At 46.6% G+C, this 16,190-nt stretch carries 10 protein-coding genes; 1 reads left to right on the forward strand and 9 read right to left on the reverse strand.

Annotation, left to right across the window (positions count from 1 at the left end; translation table 11 throughout):
- Window positions 1-210: 210 nt before the first annotated feature.
- Entirely contained in the window at window positions 211-864 is a 654-nt protein-coding gene (locus HH215_RS21455; RefSeq protein ID WP_169281754.1) for a TetR/AcrR family transcriptional regulator, read from the forward strand.
- A gap of 22 nt (window positions 865-886) precedes the next feature.
- On the opposite strand, the gene HH215_RS21460 is transcribed toward HH215_RS21455, so the two are convergent.
- From HH215_RS21460 to rpiA, 9 genes are all read right to left on the reverse strand, one after another.
- Window positions 887-2,560 (reverse strand): interleukin-like EMT inducer domain-containing protein, encoded by a 1,674-nt coding sequence (locus HH215_RS21460; protein ID WP_169281755.1) that lies wholly within the window; start codon window positions 2,558-2,560, stop codon window positions 887-889.
- Complete coding sequence (locus tag HH215_RS21465) at window positions 2,550-3,485, reverse strand: hypothetical protein (RefSeq protein ID WP_169281756.1); 936 nt, start codon at window positions 3,483-3,485, stop codon at window positions 2,550-2,552. Before HH215_RS21465 ends, HH215_RS21460 begins: the two co-directional genes overlap by 11 nt.
- Window positions 3,482-5,989 (reverse strand): LTA synthase family protein, encoded by a 2,508-nt coding sequence (locus tag HH215_RS21470; protein WP_169281757.1) that lies wholly within the window; start codon window positions 5,987-5,989, stop codon window positions 3,482-3,484. Before HH215_RS21470 ends, HH215_RS21465 begins: the two co-directional genes overlap by 4 nt.
- Before the next feature lie 182 nt (window positions 5,990-6,171).
- A complete protein-coding gene (locus tag HH215_RS21475) occupies window positions 6,172-8,910 on the reverse strand; it encodes a glycosyltransferase (RefSeq protein ID WP_169281758.1) in 2,739 nt (912 codons plus the stop codon).
- Between the two features lie 4 nt (window positions 8,911-8,914).
- The gene (locus HH215_RS21480) at window positions 8,915-9,763 is read right to left on the reverse strand and encodes a hypothetical protein (protein WP_169281759.1); all 849 of its coding nucleotides are present in this window, start codon (window positions 9,761-9,763) and stop codon (window positions 8,915-8,917) included.
- Between the two features lie 30 nt (window positions 9,764-9,793).
- Complete coding sequence (locus tag HH215_RS21485; protein ID WP_169281760.1) at window positions 9,794-12,736, reverse strand: glycosyltransferase family 2 protein; 2,943 nt, start codon at window positions 12,734-12,736, stop codon at window positions 9,794-9,796.
- Window positions 12,737-12,831: 95 nt separating this feature from the next.
- Entirely contained in the window at window positions 12,832-13,527 is a 696-nt protein-coding gene (locus HH215_RS21490; protein ID WP_169281761.1) for an S-layer homology domain-containing protein, read from the reverse strand.
- Between the two features lie 348 nt (window positions 13,528-13,875).
- Window positions 13,876-15,195 (reverse strand): MFS transporter, encoded by a 1,320-nt coding sequence (locus HH215_RS21495; RefSeq protein WP_169281762.1) that lies wholly within the window; start codon window positions 15,193-15,195, stop codon window positions 13,876-13,878.
- A 213-nt stretch (window positions 15,196-15,408) separates the two neighbouring features.
- The gene (rpiA, locus tag HH215_RS21500; protein ID WP_169281763.1) at window positions 15,409-16,107 is read right to left on the reverse strand and encodes a ribose 5-phosphate isomerase A; all 699 of its coding nucleotides are present in this window, start codon (window positions 16,105-16,107) and stop codon (window positions 15,409-15,411) included.
- Window positions 16,108-16,190: the final 83 nt, after the last annotated feature.

Here is a 16,190-nt window from a genome sequence, read left to right on the forward strand (position 1 = left end):
CCTCCTTGGAATGATATCCAAATCCGTACAGTTCACTAGAATAGACAAATGGACCCGACCTACGCGATGTTGCCATAATGATAGTATTACTATCACTATGATAACCATTATATCATCTTAACTACCGATTTCAAACCCATCTTGTGGACGGGAGATCGCGAAGGCTATAATACTCGTAACCAATGGAACGCAGGAAAGGTCCGAACGCTTATGGATCCGAAAACAAGGTATCAACAAGAACGAAACGAGAGCAAGCAACAGCGTTTATTACATATTCTTACCGCGGCCGAAACCGTGTTCATCCTCAAAGGTATTGAAAAAACAACGATGCTAGACGTCGCCAAGGAAGCGAACGTCGGCATCGCGACTTTGTTCCGTTATTTTCCCAAGAAGGATAAAATGATCGTCGCCGTCGCGGCCAAAAGAATCGAACCGATCCATAAAGCTTTTCGATCCATTGCCTCGGCCCCGGGCACTTGCTTGGAGAAAATCGAGCAGCTGCTCGACTTCTTCATCGCCCAGCTTCAGCAACCGGATCAAGCAAGCATTAAGTTCATGGAAGATTTCGAAAGCTATGCCGCGCACTCTCCGGAGCCGTTGGCGGATATCGAAATTTTCAACTCGTTGTATAGAACGATATCGCTCGAATTCCAGACGATCATCGAAGACGGCATATCGGACGGATCGATTCGATCCGATCTTCCGATCCCCGAAACTTTGAGCACGGTCATTAACGTGTTCGGATTATTTTCCAGAAAGCTGAGCTTGCACAATAACATTCTGACGTTCGTTTCCGATTTTACATCCGACCAGCAGCTTGCCGTACTTAAGAGAATCATACTGGATTATTTGAAGGGTAAATAAACCCACAAAGGAGGCTTATTCCTTATCTTAATAAGGAATAAGCCTCCTCCAAGGTTTGAGATTGAAATAGTCGCTCGCTTATTGACGCTAATTCTCTTAAATTGACAGAGTTAAAAGCACTGAGGGCTTCATCCTCCGAAATCCCGAAACGGAACGCAAGAAAGACGCTTAACATTTCCCGTCTTGTATCCAACTCTACCTGGTAAGCGAGAAACTGTTGCTCAACCTCGACAGAAGATAGCGCATCCGTGTAAAATCCGCCCACTTCTTCGTGTATATATTCTCGCACGGTGTCAAGTTCGTTTATGGTATGGATAAATACCGACGCGCCTAGACTTTTTAGTTGTTTGCCAAGCTCCCTGCTATACCGTTCCGGAAGACAGGCTACGAATTTCACTTTCTTGTCTCTGACAAATTTGACAACCTCATCATCCGTGGCTTTGGTTTGGTACAACGTGTATATATAACGAGTGAATGGGAAGATTTTTTCAATGACAGAATACATGTCTTCCGTATACAACTGCGGGATGATTCGTAATAGAACGTTATAACCAAAAGGAGCCGCTGCTTCAACTATCCTCCTAAATTGATGCTCGATACGCCTTGGGTCGATGTATATGGTATCCGTTACCACCTGCGCGTCCGGGTAGCTTGCGAGGAACCGGAACAGATCTACGATGGTCATTGGAGTGTATTGTTTCATGATTTTGAGGTTTGAGAATTGCTCCAGGGTGAGCGGCTGGCCGTCTTGAATCCCCTCCGGCTGCTGCTGTTGCAGATGGTGGTACAGATAAGATTCCCAATCATGCCGGAGCACCAATTCCGCGTCGGATGTGATTTCCATGTCTACTTCGAACACCCGATGACCCCTATGCGCATAACTATGCTCTAACGCTTCTTTGCAATTCGTATAGTCCACTCCGTCTATTCGTCCCCCGGAATGACTTATCGTCTTCCCTAAACTAGTCCTAGATTTCGGAGGATTCGCGCGAAATAGGCTTCCCTCGGCATACAACGTTACGAACGTATCGAAAGAGCGAGATTCACAGCGCAGATCAGGGCTACAGATCACGATGTTAAAGCCCCGTTGATTCATGCTCTGTTCTATGCCGTTTACTTCAATACGGCTAAGATTAGTCGATAACGCCCCTCCGCTTGCTACATTGGCCAAAGCTTCCCCCAAGAACCCTTCCCAGCATAATTGTTCTGTCGAACATGCTTCATGAAGAACCTCGTAAGACGCTCCGTCTTTTTTGCGGGCGATCCAGATAAAGCTATGACGAAGTTTTGTTTTGTCCATCTGCGTTATTCCGAACTCTCGTAATCGTTCAACGATTTCTTCGTTAATCTGCTGACTGCCCTCATCCTTTACAGAGAGGATGACATAGGAGCCCACGGTAACCGCACCTAGGTAATCAACAATAGAACATCCCTCTACGACTTCGACTTGATATCCTTGATTGACAAGGTAGGGAATATAGTTGCTAGCATGAAAATAAATCGGCTTGTCGTTCTTCTCCAAAACAAGATCCGAAAAAGATTGCATCCATATCCCATATTGACGATATATGGTCGCACAATAAGCCGTATAGACCTTTTGCTCCCGACCATCCTTATTCTCTGCCAACATGCTCGTTAAGGGAATATAGATGCTTTCTTTCTCCAGTAAACTCAGATCGTGCATTCTAGAAAACATATTTCTCCCCCTCGAACGGAAGGGCCCGGTAAACCGTTGTATCTTCAAACATCGTAATAAACGTATCCACTCTGTGTACCCCTTCTACCTTCGAGTCGATGACATCGTATACCGCGATATTCATGCCTCGTAGATTTCGCGAGTATTCTCGCCCGTTTATCTTGATACTTGAACAATTACCTGAGTACAGTCCGCCGCTTGAAACTTCCACGCTTACCGGGAACTTAAAATCGTTCACGAAGTCCCCTTGCGAGTACATTTTGGACAACGAATCCGCCGAGCACTCTTCATATAAGTTTACATATAACTTCTCGTACTTTTTCCAGATGATATTAATATAACTGTATCGCAAATGCTCCCTGGTTAAGGAACGAATTCCGCAGTCGCTCAATTTTTCTTGCCAATCATGACTTAAGGTTTGAGAGCCATCGTCTTTAACGGAAATGATAATTAAAGAAAAGGGACTTGCCTCCTCCAACAAATTCAGCAAGCTTTTCCCCTCAACCAAATGAATACTATAGCTCTGTTCCCATAAGTACGACATGAGATTACAATCGTCAAAGTGAATGACCGGGTGCTCGCATAGCACGTTCGAAAGGTTGCCGTCCACGATGCATATATTCTTCTGATCGCATAGCGCCCTAAATTGGCTATAAGCTTCCGGAACTTTATTCCATAACGGATTTTCGATAATCGTGCCAACCTGTTCTTCTCCCTTGGCCCATAAATGTTCCCATCTAGCGAACGGTTGCCCAAACACAGCCTCTATTTGTTCCGACGATTCTAGAGGTTCATCAATGGGTGCTTCGACTTCCTTAGATTGATTAGTCGGCTGTTCCGGCTTCAACTTCCTCATCGCAAGAAGAATCATGATCCAGCATCCGAATAAGACCGCAGCGCTAGCTTGTAACCCTATCGTGCTCATAGCGCCACATCCCGGGAAGCATTTTCTCGATACGCCCGAAACATGCCATTATCGATAGTGGTGGTAGCAAACGTATCTGCCGCAAACATATCGACGACTTTTCCTGACCCCATGTCCACGACCGCGAAGTTCAGTCCTCTTTGGTTTTTGCTGCACTCGCTGTTGTTTACCCTAATTTCCGAGCTACTCCCTGCAAAAGAACCTTTACTCATGACTTGTAGATCGCTGGGTAAGGCAACCCCGTTCATTAAGGTCCTGCTTAACCAGCTTCTCTCGATCTTGAGTTCTGATATCTCTTCATATAGAGACACGAAACCTTTGTTTTTATAGATAAGATTAATATAGCTATGACGAAGTTTCGTATGGTTGAGTTGATGAAAACCGTACTCGGTCATTTCCTTGGCAAACTGGGGAAGGAATTGACTTGAACCCTCATCACATACTGAGGCAATAATCAGCGAATGATCCTGCAGATTGGTCAAATAGGACGGCAAAGGAATCGGATCGACCGCTTCCACTTTATAGCCTTTGTCCATTAATATTTCCGTATAAAACCGATCTTCATAGTAGATCGGCTTGTCATTTAAGTCTAAATCCAACGTAGAAAAGAAGCGTATATTCTTTTTCCTCGCCTGCCTATAGAAATTCTCCAATCGTCTCATGTTGTCCAGATCGTTCGTTTGGCCACTTAAATACATTTGATCCATCACGTAAGAAATGGGAATCACGATAGACTCGTTATCTGCTTTGCTTAACAGCCGTTCAACGTCAGGAGTGAATGACGCTTTCTCGCTACCGCTCGGGTTTGATTGTTTTAGCTGATCTGAGGTGACCAATAGATCGTTAACGATTAAGTATTCCGATCGATTGACCTGCTGCCTGCTATAATCGAAATAACTTTTATTTACACCCGAGATAGGAAGAAGCATTATCTCCTTCTTCCGGTCGTAAATAATACTATTTACATAATCGCCTGATTCGGAAGCAATGCAGAGAGTATCCCGCGCCGCAAAAGAACCTAAATGGTATTGGGCTAAAGGAATGATTCTTTCCTCGGGAGCCGTAAATAAATTCATACCCATGCCATAGCTGATTTTGGGGAGACCTAATAAGTACAGCAGAGTTTGTCCAACGTCTAATGTGCTGCCGACTTTGTCCGAAGTTATCGTTAATTCTCGGTTCGAATCGCCGCTCGCAATGATGAAGGGCACTTTTGCCATACTCATCTGATTGCTAACCATCAGATGATTCGCTTGGTTGATTCCCAATTCTTCATACAAACTCAAAAGGTGCTCAGAGGTTACGCCTTCATGATCTCCGTAGAAGGCTAAAATTGTATTGTCTAACAGCCCTTCCTGTTCTAAACACTCGTAAAAACGCTGTAGCGAACGATCAGTATAATTCATGCATTGGTAATATAATTGAAGAAATTCGGGAACGTCTTTACTTAGGCTTAGTTTCCAATGCCTTTCTTCCAGTTTAAACGGAAAATGGGATGTCAAACTAATCATAAAGGCGAAAAAGGGTTGTCTCATCGTTTTGATCTTCTCGATCGATTGCTCAAAAAACGAAAAGTCTGACATCCAGCCGCAAGCCTGATCCGTAGAGATGTAGTCCTCTTCCGAGAAAAACGCCTCGAATCCATGCGTCTTCATCATCGTTCGGCGATTATAGAAGTCCCCCTTGTATCCGTGGTAGGCCATCGCTTGGTAGCCGTGATTTCGAAGAATGCTCGGCATTCCATAATATTTCTTGTCATAGTGCTTGTAATTCACAACCTCATGTTTCAAAGGATATAACGAATGTAGAACGGCCAACTCGGCATCGCAAGTGTGCCCCTGTGCATATTGGCTAAAGATATCGGTAAACGCTATGTTTTCATTAGCCAGCCGGTTCATAAACGGTGTGACTTCCTGCCCTTCGATCTTATGATTCAGCAAAAACTGCTGGAACGATTCCAATTGAATTAGAATGACGTTCATTCCTCTGAACTTACCGAACCATTCATCGTCAGGCAGATCTTCGCCTGAGGGCACATCTTGACCTTCTAAAGACGGGGTCGCCAAATCGTTGTGCAGTTGTTCCTGCTCCATACGTCTCCTTCTCGCGAGAAGCCATGAGAAGTAATAAGAGATAAACATGCCAAAATGACGGCTGGACATTGCGCCTCTTCTCAGTCTACGGTACTGCCTGATAGTCGCAGCAATTAGTAGAAGCAGCAATCCGTTTAACACCCACAATATCCACAAGGGGGTAACCGCATTATGATCCCCTACAAACAAGGTTAAGAGTACCTCCGCCAATAAGATGGCAAAGTAAGCATCCCCCCACCTGACCAAACGGCCAGCCGACTGGAAGAGCATTTCAACCGATACGGAAGCCATTTTCTTGGAAAATAGAAATTGTCTAATCTGAGAGAGAGCGATAATCTCTCCGAAAAATCGGATATGGATCAAATTAATATAATAAGCTAGGGTGCCCGTAACCAAGAGCGCTATCGACAACCAAACGCTCCATCCCGCAACGAATTGAAAAACGATTCCCGCAATCAAGGAGACCAGAACTTGTTCGACCGAGACCCACATTATGCCTCGGGACTTATTTAGGAGCATATTCCATGTCAGATGCCATACAAAAAAACCAAGGCATATCATTACGGCGGAACTATACATTTACCTTCTTCCTCTCAGTCGAAACATATCTTATCCGGTTGGAAGTACAGTTCCGCCTCTTCGGAAACCCACTGCAACCTCCCGAAGCTTGATTCCGGCTTCTGGCCGTCCTCTCCGCGTATAAACACGGCCATTCCTTTCTTAAGACAGCTTACGGCTTCCGGCATCCAAACCTCCTGCCTTGCTCCGGGACCTAGGCAGAATTCGATTGCTTTCCCGAAGAGACCCGCTTCCCTCAGATGAATCGGGTTATGATTGATCATTTCCCGGATAACCTCTTTCCAACGCTCTTTCCAATACGTCTTATTGAACGACTTAGAGACTTCTAATGCGTTTTTTCCAAATCTTCGTCTTAATTCCGGATTCTCTAAGCATTCTATAATCGCATCCCTCAGCGACTTGCTGTTCGGACTGATCAGAAGCCCGTTGAACCGATCAATGATGATATCCGTTAAGCCTCCGACTCTTGTTGCGATAACGGTATTGCCAGTCGCGCACGCCTCCAAGCAGGATAAACTTGTACCTTCGCTATAAAGCGTAGGAATCAGTACGATGTCCGCTTCTTTGTAAACCAAATGCATATCATCCGGTTCGCGGTGATAGCAGAAGATGCGATTCGGCCAGCGTTTCATAGCCTTCTTGACCTGATCGATGTCCTCCTCGAAACCTTTGCCGACGAAATGAAATTCAACATTTCTGAATTTTTCCAATATCGTATCCACTACCGCTAACGTAATATATAAGCCCCTTGCTTCATAAAGCCTCCGCGGATAGACAATCCTGATTTTCCCCTCATGGCTTTTAGGTACCGGAAAAAATTCGTTCGGATCGACGTAATTCGGAATCGTCTCCATTTGCTGGCCGGTTTTAAACGAAACGGTCTGAAACCAGTTAGCGGTATTCGTATCCACGGATACCATCTTCTGAACTTGTTCCGCGCCTTGGATAAATCGTTTATTTTGTGTCCAGAATTGTTCCCCATTCGCATGTACGTTTGCCGGGTTATCCCAAGCTACCCCGTGACTGATCCCAATGCTAGGGTGCGCTGCGTTCGGATAAGCTTGAAAAAATGCCGAGTAAAAATTCAACAAGGCTTTCCCTTCCGCGGCATACAAATACCTGCGGTTGAACGCATGAATATTGTCCAAACTAAGTTCGCTCATGTTCAGCTCTTCATGACCTAAACTGTACACGTCAATGTCTTTATATTTGCGATACCAAGAATAATTGCCATATTGATAGATATCTAATCTCAGTCCAAGCTCTTGGCACGCTTCGTGAAGATCCACAAGGTACCTTTCGGCTCCTCCCGTATAGTAGTTCGTCCCTTCGAGATCAAAGAAGGTAGCGGTAAAAACACTAACGTAAGGTTCATTCGACCGATTTGCTAATACCTTAAGGCAACATGGTCTTGATTCAATCTCTCTCTCGACTTCTTCAGCCCGTTTGCCCCATTGATGCGTTTGGGCAATGGCTTGCATGTGCGCTTTCGCGTTTGGGGTTACTTTCCAGAAAGAGGCCGTTAGTTTGAAGGTATTTCCTGAATTTACTACTGTAATCCCAGGACCGGCAAAGGGGACAACCTCGGCAATCGGAGTCGTAAGGATCGGTTTACCGATCGCGCAATATTCGAAAAATTTCACCGGAGAGACCGCGTTCGTTAACGTATTCACGATAAAAGGAATCATTAGCGCATCAAAATAGGCGGTATATTCCTTTAATCTCGCATAAGGCTTTGGACCCAAAAAATGTACGTTGTCAGGGAAATGCTCCGTTGAAATCCCGCAATGTCCGATCAGCACGATTTCCACTCGCGAGTCGGCTGCGAGGTCGTTAACTAGCTTAATATCGAACCATTCTTCAATCGCTCCATAGTAACCGATCACTTTTTTGTTCTTTCTTAAAATCGGTTCGAGATCGTCTGGTGCCTTAGGAAGTTTGTTCGAACTATAGTAAAAGTCATCCGGTCTTGCCGCGTTCGGCAAATAGATCGCATCGTTCCTGTCCCCGACGTATTCCGTTAATTGCCTGGCGGAATAAGTCACGATGTCTGCTTCGTGCAGAACCTGATAATGCTTAGCCAGCATATGTCTATCGTAACGATTGAAAAAGTCGACCCGGTCCAGAACGTCATACCATACGGATTTATGGGGAAGATTGTCTATCCACGCGTTCTGCATTAAATAGGAGTTCAACACAAGAACATGAGAAGTTTGCAAGGCTTGAAGAAGGTGCTCCTGCTTCGAAACGACGAATAACCCTTTTTCGATTTTCTTCAAGACGAATTCATCGCCGGAATCGCAGAAAAAACATAAATAGTTTTTCCGCGCAAACTCCATTAACAGCTGTTGCGGACGTTGAATCGGCTCCCAATGCACCGCATTCGGATACACGATGATTCCCCGATATTCCTCGCTTTGCATGAGCTCTACAATCCGTCTCGCTTCATCGGTTAACGGGGATTCGACGAACTGTTTGTAGTATTGCCGTTGCGCATCGTAGTCGGGAGAAAAAAGAAGATCGGCTTCCGCTAACTCGGATTCTTGATTCGCGATATCCTCTCGAAGCCACTCGATCGTCGCCTCTTGCCCGCGCTCCTCCGTCCTTAAATCCGCCATCGTCTGCTTATAACCCTCTATAATGCCTATTTGATCCTCGATTAAATGATCAATTTGGCGCAAAGCGAAATTCAAGGCTTCCGCCTCTCGCTGGACTGCCGTTTGTACAGGGGAGACAGCTGATCTGTTTAACAAGAGCCTACACCTCCAACCATGCGCTTACTTTGGATACCGCATGCTCATCCGATCTCGATTCAAGTTCGATTGCGTCTTTCCTTGCCGCAATGTATTTTTTCCACTTTTTATTCGAGTAGGTAACGAGATTGGCTTCCCTTAGCAATCCATAATGTTTAAGCTTCGACATTGCATCCGTTCCCCACAGAACGTCCTCATGGTCGCACACGTCGTACCAGATCGTTTTATTTTTCAATAAATCAAACCAGGCCGATTGCAGCACCCAAGTACACAATATCGTCGGCGTCGTTTCCTGTTCCGCTAGCCATCTCAGCAGCAAAGCTTCATCTTTGTATTCATAGAAGCCGTCCGCGCCGCATTCTGTCGCTTCATGAATCCCGACATTGAAGGAAAAGCAAAGATACCCGTCATCCGCAAGTTCCTTCAGTAAACCCGATATCCGTTCGCTCTGAAACCGAAGCCCGTCAGGCGCTACTATAATTCCTTTATACGCGGTATGTTTAGCAAGAAAAATATTCGGAAATAAGCCGGGGTCTATCCTCCCCGACTCTTGAAAATAGTAACTCTGTCTTTGTTCATATTCGGATTCGTAGGAAGCAAGCTGCTTCTTATGTTCCAACAGCAGGGACATACGTTGGATGTGCTGTTCCAACTCAACAGCTTTCTGTCCTTTCTCCTTAACGGCATCCGACAGTTCTTTAACATTCATCCCCAGATTCCTCGCGTCTCTCTTTCGTTCATTCAGTTCCATAAGCTTCCTGCCATGTAATCTTCTTAGAGCATCCAATTGAACCTCATGATGGCTCTGTTCAAGAAGGGCAAAGCGATCCGCATAGAGTTGTTGCCGATTCATATCCCCACTCCTAGACCTTTATGCTCGTACTTATACAAAGCTTAAATAAAGCCACTTCCGTTTCAGCTTTCCATGCAACTCGGTCCATCCTCCCAAGGAGCCCGTTTCTATTTTGGAGGATAAACTCCCCTCGTGAATGCGGTAATAATAGAGTGGTTCCTGCAGTTGAACTATTCGACCGACCAACGCGAGCCGTACGGTAAAATCACGGTCCTCTATGCCGAATAACGATTCATCGAACCCTCCGGCTTTGCGAAGAGAAGATGACCTCCATAGAAAAGAAGGCCCTCCGTTTTGCAATCCGTTTAATTTATACGCCGGCATTCGTTTCGTTTCGATGACGAGCCCGTTCTTGTCCATGTGATAATAATCGGAGTAGATAGCACTCGCTTCAGGATGAGCGGATATCGTTTCGACCATCCGTTCCAACCAACGCGGATGGGCCATGTTGTCGGCAGACGTCCAGCCCATAAGAGATCCGCTTGCCTTCGAAATTCCGTAATTCAGAGCGTTCGGAAGGCCGCGGTTGATTGCGGTTCTATAGTATTTAAGTCTGCTATCATAATTAAATCGCCGTACGATTGCAGCCACATCTTCATCGGACCCATCGTCTACTACGATCAATTCCAAACCCAGATAGGTTTGGGACAGGATGCTGCGAATACTCTCGAAAAGGTATGCCGTATCGTTGTAGATCGGCATAAGGATACTTACTAACGGCGATTCTCTCCCTCCAACCTCGCTTGGCTCGCGCGGTCGCAAGAACAATACGGCCCATTCCTGCATGTTTAAGTAACAGAAGATTGGATATAGAAGGGATTGCGCTTCAGAATCCTGAATATTAAACACTTCCAAAAGGGCACGGGAAACTTTGTCCAGCCCTTCCGGCTTATACTCCTCATATATGGCTTCAGCAAGCCGGTAAGCGCATGTTTCATTCGTATACGCGGAGCTCTCTAATCCATGCCTCCATGTAACGAGAGCCGCCTTTCGTTCACCCAACTTCCATTGAAGCTCCGCTATCAATGCCAACCAATCGGATTCGGCTGTCAATACGTGTTTGGTCTCGATGATAGGATTGGACTCCAGCGTATTTTTCAGTAATGTTATTGCTTCCCGCTTCATCTCGTCGATATCGGCGTTGAGCGCTAACTTTCCGTAGAGATAGATGAATAGAAGCATATCTTGTTCGCTTAGATTCGCTTCCATAGCGTTATATATTTTTACCGAAGCTTCTTCCATCAAGCCCAAATTGATCGAGGCAAGAATCTTATAGAATTGAAAAACCGCCCATTCAGCGGATTCATCCGAGGGTTGGCGCATGGCCAGAACCTCGTCGTATCGGTGGCACGAAAAAGCGACGAGCAATCGCTGAAGCGGCGCCTCCCGCTTGTAGATATCCATATAGGCATCCTGTTTGTCCGCGGGAATGAGGAAGGGCCTCTCTAGTACTAGACCGTCGTAAGCAAATAGTGATCTATCTAGTTCCTTCTCGGAACCGGCAGCAAGCTGCTGCACCGATCGGTTTACTCTCGCGTCATCCGATTTACAAAGCCGGATTCGCTGCTCGGCCCACTGACCGCCTAGTCGTTCTGAATAGCTTCTAACGGTTACCGCTCCGTTGCTGGAAATAGCCTCCAGCATCTTATCTTCATTCCAGTCCGACACGAGCCGTTCGTTCGCGTACCATATCCATAAAATATCCGCGTTACTTTTGGCAGCGAAACTGGAGCCCGCCTGAGCAAGCTCTTTTCCTTCCGCTAATCGCACGTTGCTTTGCTCCAGCCAACTCTTAACGTCATTCTCGCTCTTGATAAGAGGTCGATTCGACCACAAACCGATTTCATAGGTCATTCCAACGCATTTGGCCGCTACATGATCTAGCAAATCTTCGCGATCCGTTTCCAACTGCGGATGGACGATTAATAACGCCACCTTCATCTGTTGAACCTCTTTTCTAAGTCCGTCCTTGATTTTATTGCTCTGGCTTGCGGCTATCCACTTATGTCGCCAAAATGTATCCTTCAGGGAAATACAATGGTTCGGCATTATCCCGCTTCGCTGATCAACCTTTTGTTCCCACTCGCAGTACAAGCGGAAAGCGTCATCCCAGCATTGTTCGTGAAAACAGATCTCGGCCGCGATTCCGTATGGATCCGCATAATCAGGAAATTCTTGAAGGCATGCCTCTATTGCCAGCTTGGCTTCCAATGCATTGTCCAAATGCAAAAATGACATCATCTTATAGTAATGCGCTTGCGCCCGGCTATACGTCTCTGTACCTGCGAGCAAGCTCAGCGCAGTTTTGGCGTATTGAATACTGTCTCTATATTGACCCGAATGATAATATTCGGTAGATAAGTAACGGTAGGTAAATCCCTCGGCGGGATTCGTCTCCAATTCTTTCAATAAGCTCCTCGTGTTCCTGACGTTCTTCTCGATATGGAATTCGGAAGAATATCCGAAGTGTCGGAAGGCGGCATGCGGGCATAACTCCACCCTTTTAACATCGTTTTCGTTAGCCGGAATCAATCGTTCGTGAATTCTTCCTATGTAACTAAAAGACGCGGGATCGAAAAAACGCTCCGAGTGAGTGACGGACAATAATCGGGAATCGGACATTTCATAATGGAGGAATTCAAAAGCAATCACGGTTTGCTTGGACTGCAGCGACGCCGCCCATTCCCGAAAACTTAACTTGCATTCCCATAGCAGCTCTTCATCCGAATCGACAACCAACACCCATTCGGACTCTTTCGCGTGTTTCAGGGCAAAATTTCTTGCCTCGGAGAAATCGTCGCTCCACGGGTAGAAATAAACTCGGGCTCCAAGCTCATACGCCATCGGAACGCTTGAATCCGTGGAACCCGTGTCTACGACGACAACCTCGTCCACATGAGGCCGCACGCTTTGTATGCACCCGGCCAAAGTAGACTCGTTATTGTTAACCAGAATGCAGCAAGTGATTTTCATAGTCGTGATTCCTTCTACTTTTGCCTCATAATGAAAGGCCGTTATCCGGCTCTGTTAAAAGCGAGATAACGACCCTTTGAACATAATGGAAAAGATTAAGCAGCCGGATCGCTATTAGAGATTTTCTTGCCCTCTTCAAGCAGTTTATTGATCTCTGCCTTGTACTGTTCGAACTTCTCGCTCTTAATAAAAGCTGCCGTTAATAAGGCAACCTCTTTGCGATCGACTTGGCTCTTCGGAGCAAACTTCCCATTCTGAACCGGAATTAACCCCGCTTCGATTGCCGCATGAACATAGGGTTTAGCCCAATCGCTGATATCGCTGGAATCGCTGATTTGCAGGTTATTTCCTTTTCCTACGATATTGGTTTGAGTAATGCGAACCAATACTATGGCAAGCTCCTCTTTCGTCAGAATGGCATTGGGACGGAAACTGCCGTTCGAACCCTTCATTACCCCGAGGTTTTCCATAATACTGATGTATTTCAATCCCCAGTGATCGTTACTTACGTCATTAAAAGTCGAATTAGGTAATTTCGACGTATCCAAGTTCAACGATCTGGCCAAAATCCCGGCAGCTTGAACGCGGGTTAGTTTACCCTCTAAGTTAAGATCTCCGTTCTTATCGCCCGACATGATAGATTTGTCTATTAGTTCCTTTACCGCTGCTTGGACCAAGTCAGGACTTATCGTCTCTTCGGCCGCGAATACCGATACCGGAGCCGCTAATGCATTCACTAACATCGCTGACGAAACCGCGTATCTTGTTATTTTCACCTTTTTATTATTCACATTTCTTTCCTCCGCTTTATTTGGAATATTTAATATCTTATAAAATGAAATAATGCCCTGTATCACATTTCCTTAGGAAGTACTATTTTAGAATAGCAGAATATGGGATTATAGGTAGTTACAGCCGTCACCCTTCTAGTCATGAATTGTCCAATCTTCGACAAAACTCAACACATTACTTGTCATGTGACAAAAAGGTCGTTATACCTACACAATTAGCACTAGTTTCTTAACTGTTCCAAGCTCAAACCTTTCTACGACAAAAGCACGCACCCCGCGATAACATCTTCGGAGTGCGTGCTTTCATCGTGACTTCATTTTAGTGCAACACGGTTAAGACATTACTTTTCACGTGACCAAAGCCCTCGCTGATCGACGATAGCTAAGCAACAGCACGATCGAACAAAGACAGATCGCAAGCAACAGCTCGTACACATGACGGAAAGCCTGAGTCAGCGGGATAGCGGACTGAGCTTCGAGAAGAAGACCGCATACCGCAACCGAAATCGAACCGCCGAAAAATTGAATAAGCTGCATGAGCCCCATACCGGCGCCGATCTTATTTGTCGATAAGCGATGGGAAGTTTCATTGTTCAGGGAAGACAGCGTTGCCGATAGCGCGGGCGAGAAGAAGAGGTATCCGCACAGGATCACTACGGGAGAAACGACGGCTTCCCATGAGTAGATCGCCAATACGATGACGAGAGTAACATGTCCGATCAGCAATAGCCGCACATTCCCGTACCGGTCGATCCATCGCCCAACGAAACGAGTCATGAATACCGTGAGGATCGCTCCCGGGGCGATCAATAATCCGATACTCATCGCGGATTTATGAAACAGCTGCGACAGCACGAGCGGCATTAGGAACAGATTGCCCAGATTAACCATCAAGACGCAGAATCCGATGGCTAGAAGCTTCCGGTAGCCATTTACCTGCAACAGTTCCGGGTTGATAAAAGTCTCCTGTGCTTTACGCAAATACCAGAAATGAGCCACGAAGGATACGATGCTGATCGCCAGCCACAACACCGACAGTTGAGTAACCGCAACGAGCAGCGAAGCCGCGTTAATAACCGTGAACAGTGCCCCCAAGACGTCGAATCGCCCAGGGGTTGGTTGCTCCTTAGGAAGCAGCCGGTACAGTACGGGAAGAATGACGAGAACCAAACAAGTGATGGCGAATAACCCGTTCCACCCGAAGTATTCGCTGATGACCCCCCCGACGATCGGACCAAGACCGAAAGCCATTGCACTGCCCGCCGAGATCATGGCGATTGCCCTGCCGCGCCTTTCCGCGGGGACATAACGGCTGGCCAGAACGAGTCCCAAGCCCGCCATCGCGCCCGCCCCGGCCGACTGCAAAATTCTTGCCGCCAGCAAGGTGCTGAATTCATGCGCGAAAATGCCTATAACCGATGAGAGCCCGAGAATGACCAGCCCCACGGCCAGAAGCCTGCGAATAGGGATTATATCCGAAAGCCTGCTATAGATTACCGTAGATAATGCATATCCGATGGAGTAACTAGAAATTACCCACGAACCTAGATCCGCGGTAATTTGAAGATCGTTGATGATACTAGGAAGCGATACGTTAAACATCGTCGTGTTCATCACGACGATAAACAACCCCATCGCCCATATCGGCAACACGATTTTGTCATTCATAGATGCTTCAGCCTCGATTCGATTTCCTTGCTCCAGAATCCCCCGCTCCCAGAGGGTATATCTCTAGGTTTTACCAGCTTGCCGCGTGGTCCTCTGTCCGTTCTCCTCGCCCCGATGGAATGATCATAGCCCGCGCCAACATAAAGAGAGCAGGAGATCGGCAATCGTCATGCCAGCCTTCGTCTGCTCTCTGTAATACGGGGATTCTCGACTCTAAGTCGTTAGGATCTCTAAGTTATAGTTAATGAAAATGCCGGATTCGATGACGCCCGGGATCGACTTGACCTCTTTCTCGTAATCGGCCGTGATCTTGTTGAATCGCACGTCGAGGATTAGGTTTCCGGTTTCCGTGATCACGGGACCGTCTTTGGCTACCGCCATTCTCAGTTGGACTTCTTTCGCTCCGAGCTTCGCCAGCTCCGTCTCCACGAGGTTAATCGCCCGGGGATCGACTTCGATCGGAGCGGCGAATTTCTCGCCCAAAAACGAGACGAATTTGGAGGAATCGACGAGAATATAGTTTTCGGGAGCGCTCTTCATGACGAGCTTCTCCGCGAACATCGCGCCGCCTCTGCCTTTGATCAGGTTTTTGTCCGGATCGACCTCGTCCGCGCCGTCGAAATACCAGTCCGGTCTCGCGTTCAACAACGTCGATGTCGGCAGTCCCATAATGGAGCATGCCAGCGAAACCTCGTGCGAAGTCGGAATCGCCATCACGTTCAACTTCTGTTCCTTTACCTTCTTGCTGATCGCCAGCAATGCCAAGTATGAAGTCGAACCGGAGCCGACGCCGATGACGTCCCCGTCCTTCACGCGCTCGGCGATCTTGGCCGCAACCGCTTCCTTCTGTTCTCTATTCGAGATTTCCTTCGTCCACTGCAGCGTAGTCGCGATTTTATTTTCCCAGATCATGATTAAACCTCGCTTCGAGTTAAGTGAATTCGCGCTTCGCGAAAAACTGATAACTATTATATCATGTTTGCCCGCACCAGTCG

The sequence above is a fragment of the Cohnella herbarum genome (genome assembly GCF_012849095.1).
In the GTDB taxonomy this organism is placed as follows: domain Bacteria; phylum Bacillota; class Bacilli; order Paenibacillales; family Paenibacillaceae; genus Cohnella; species Cohnella herbarum.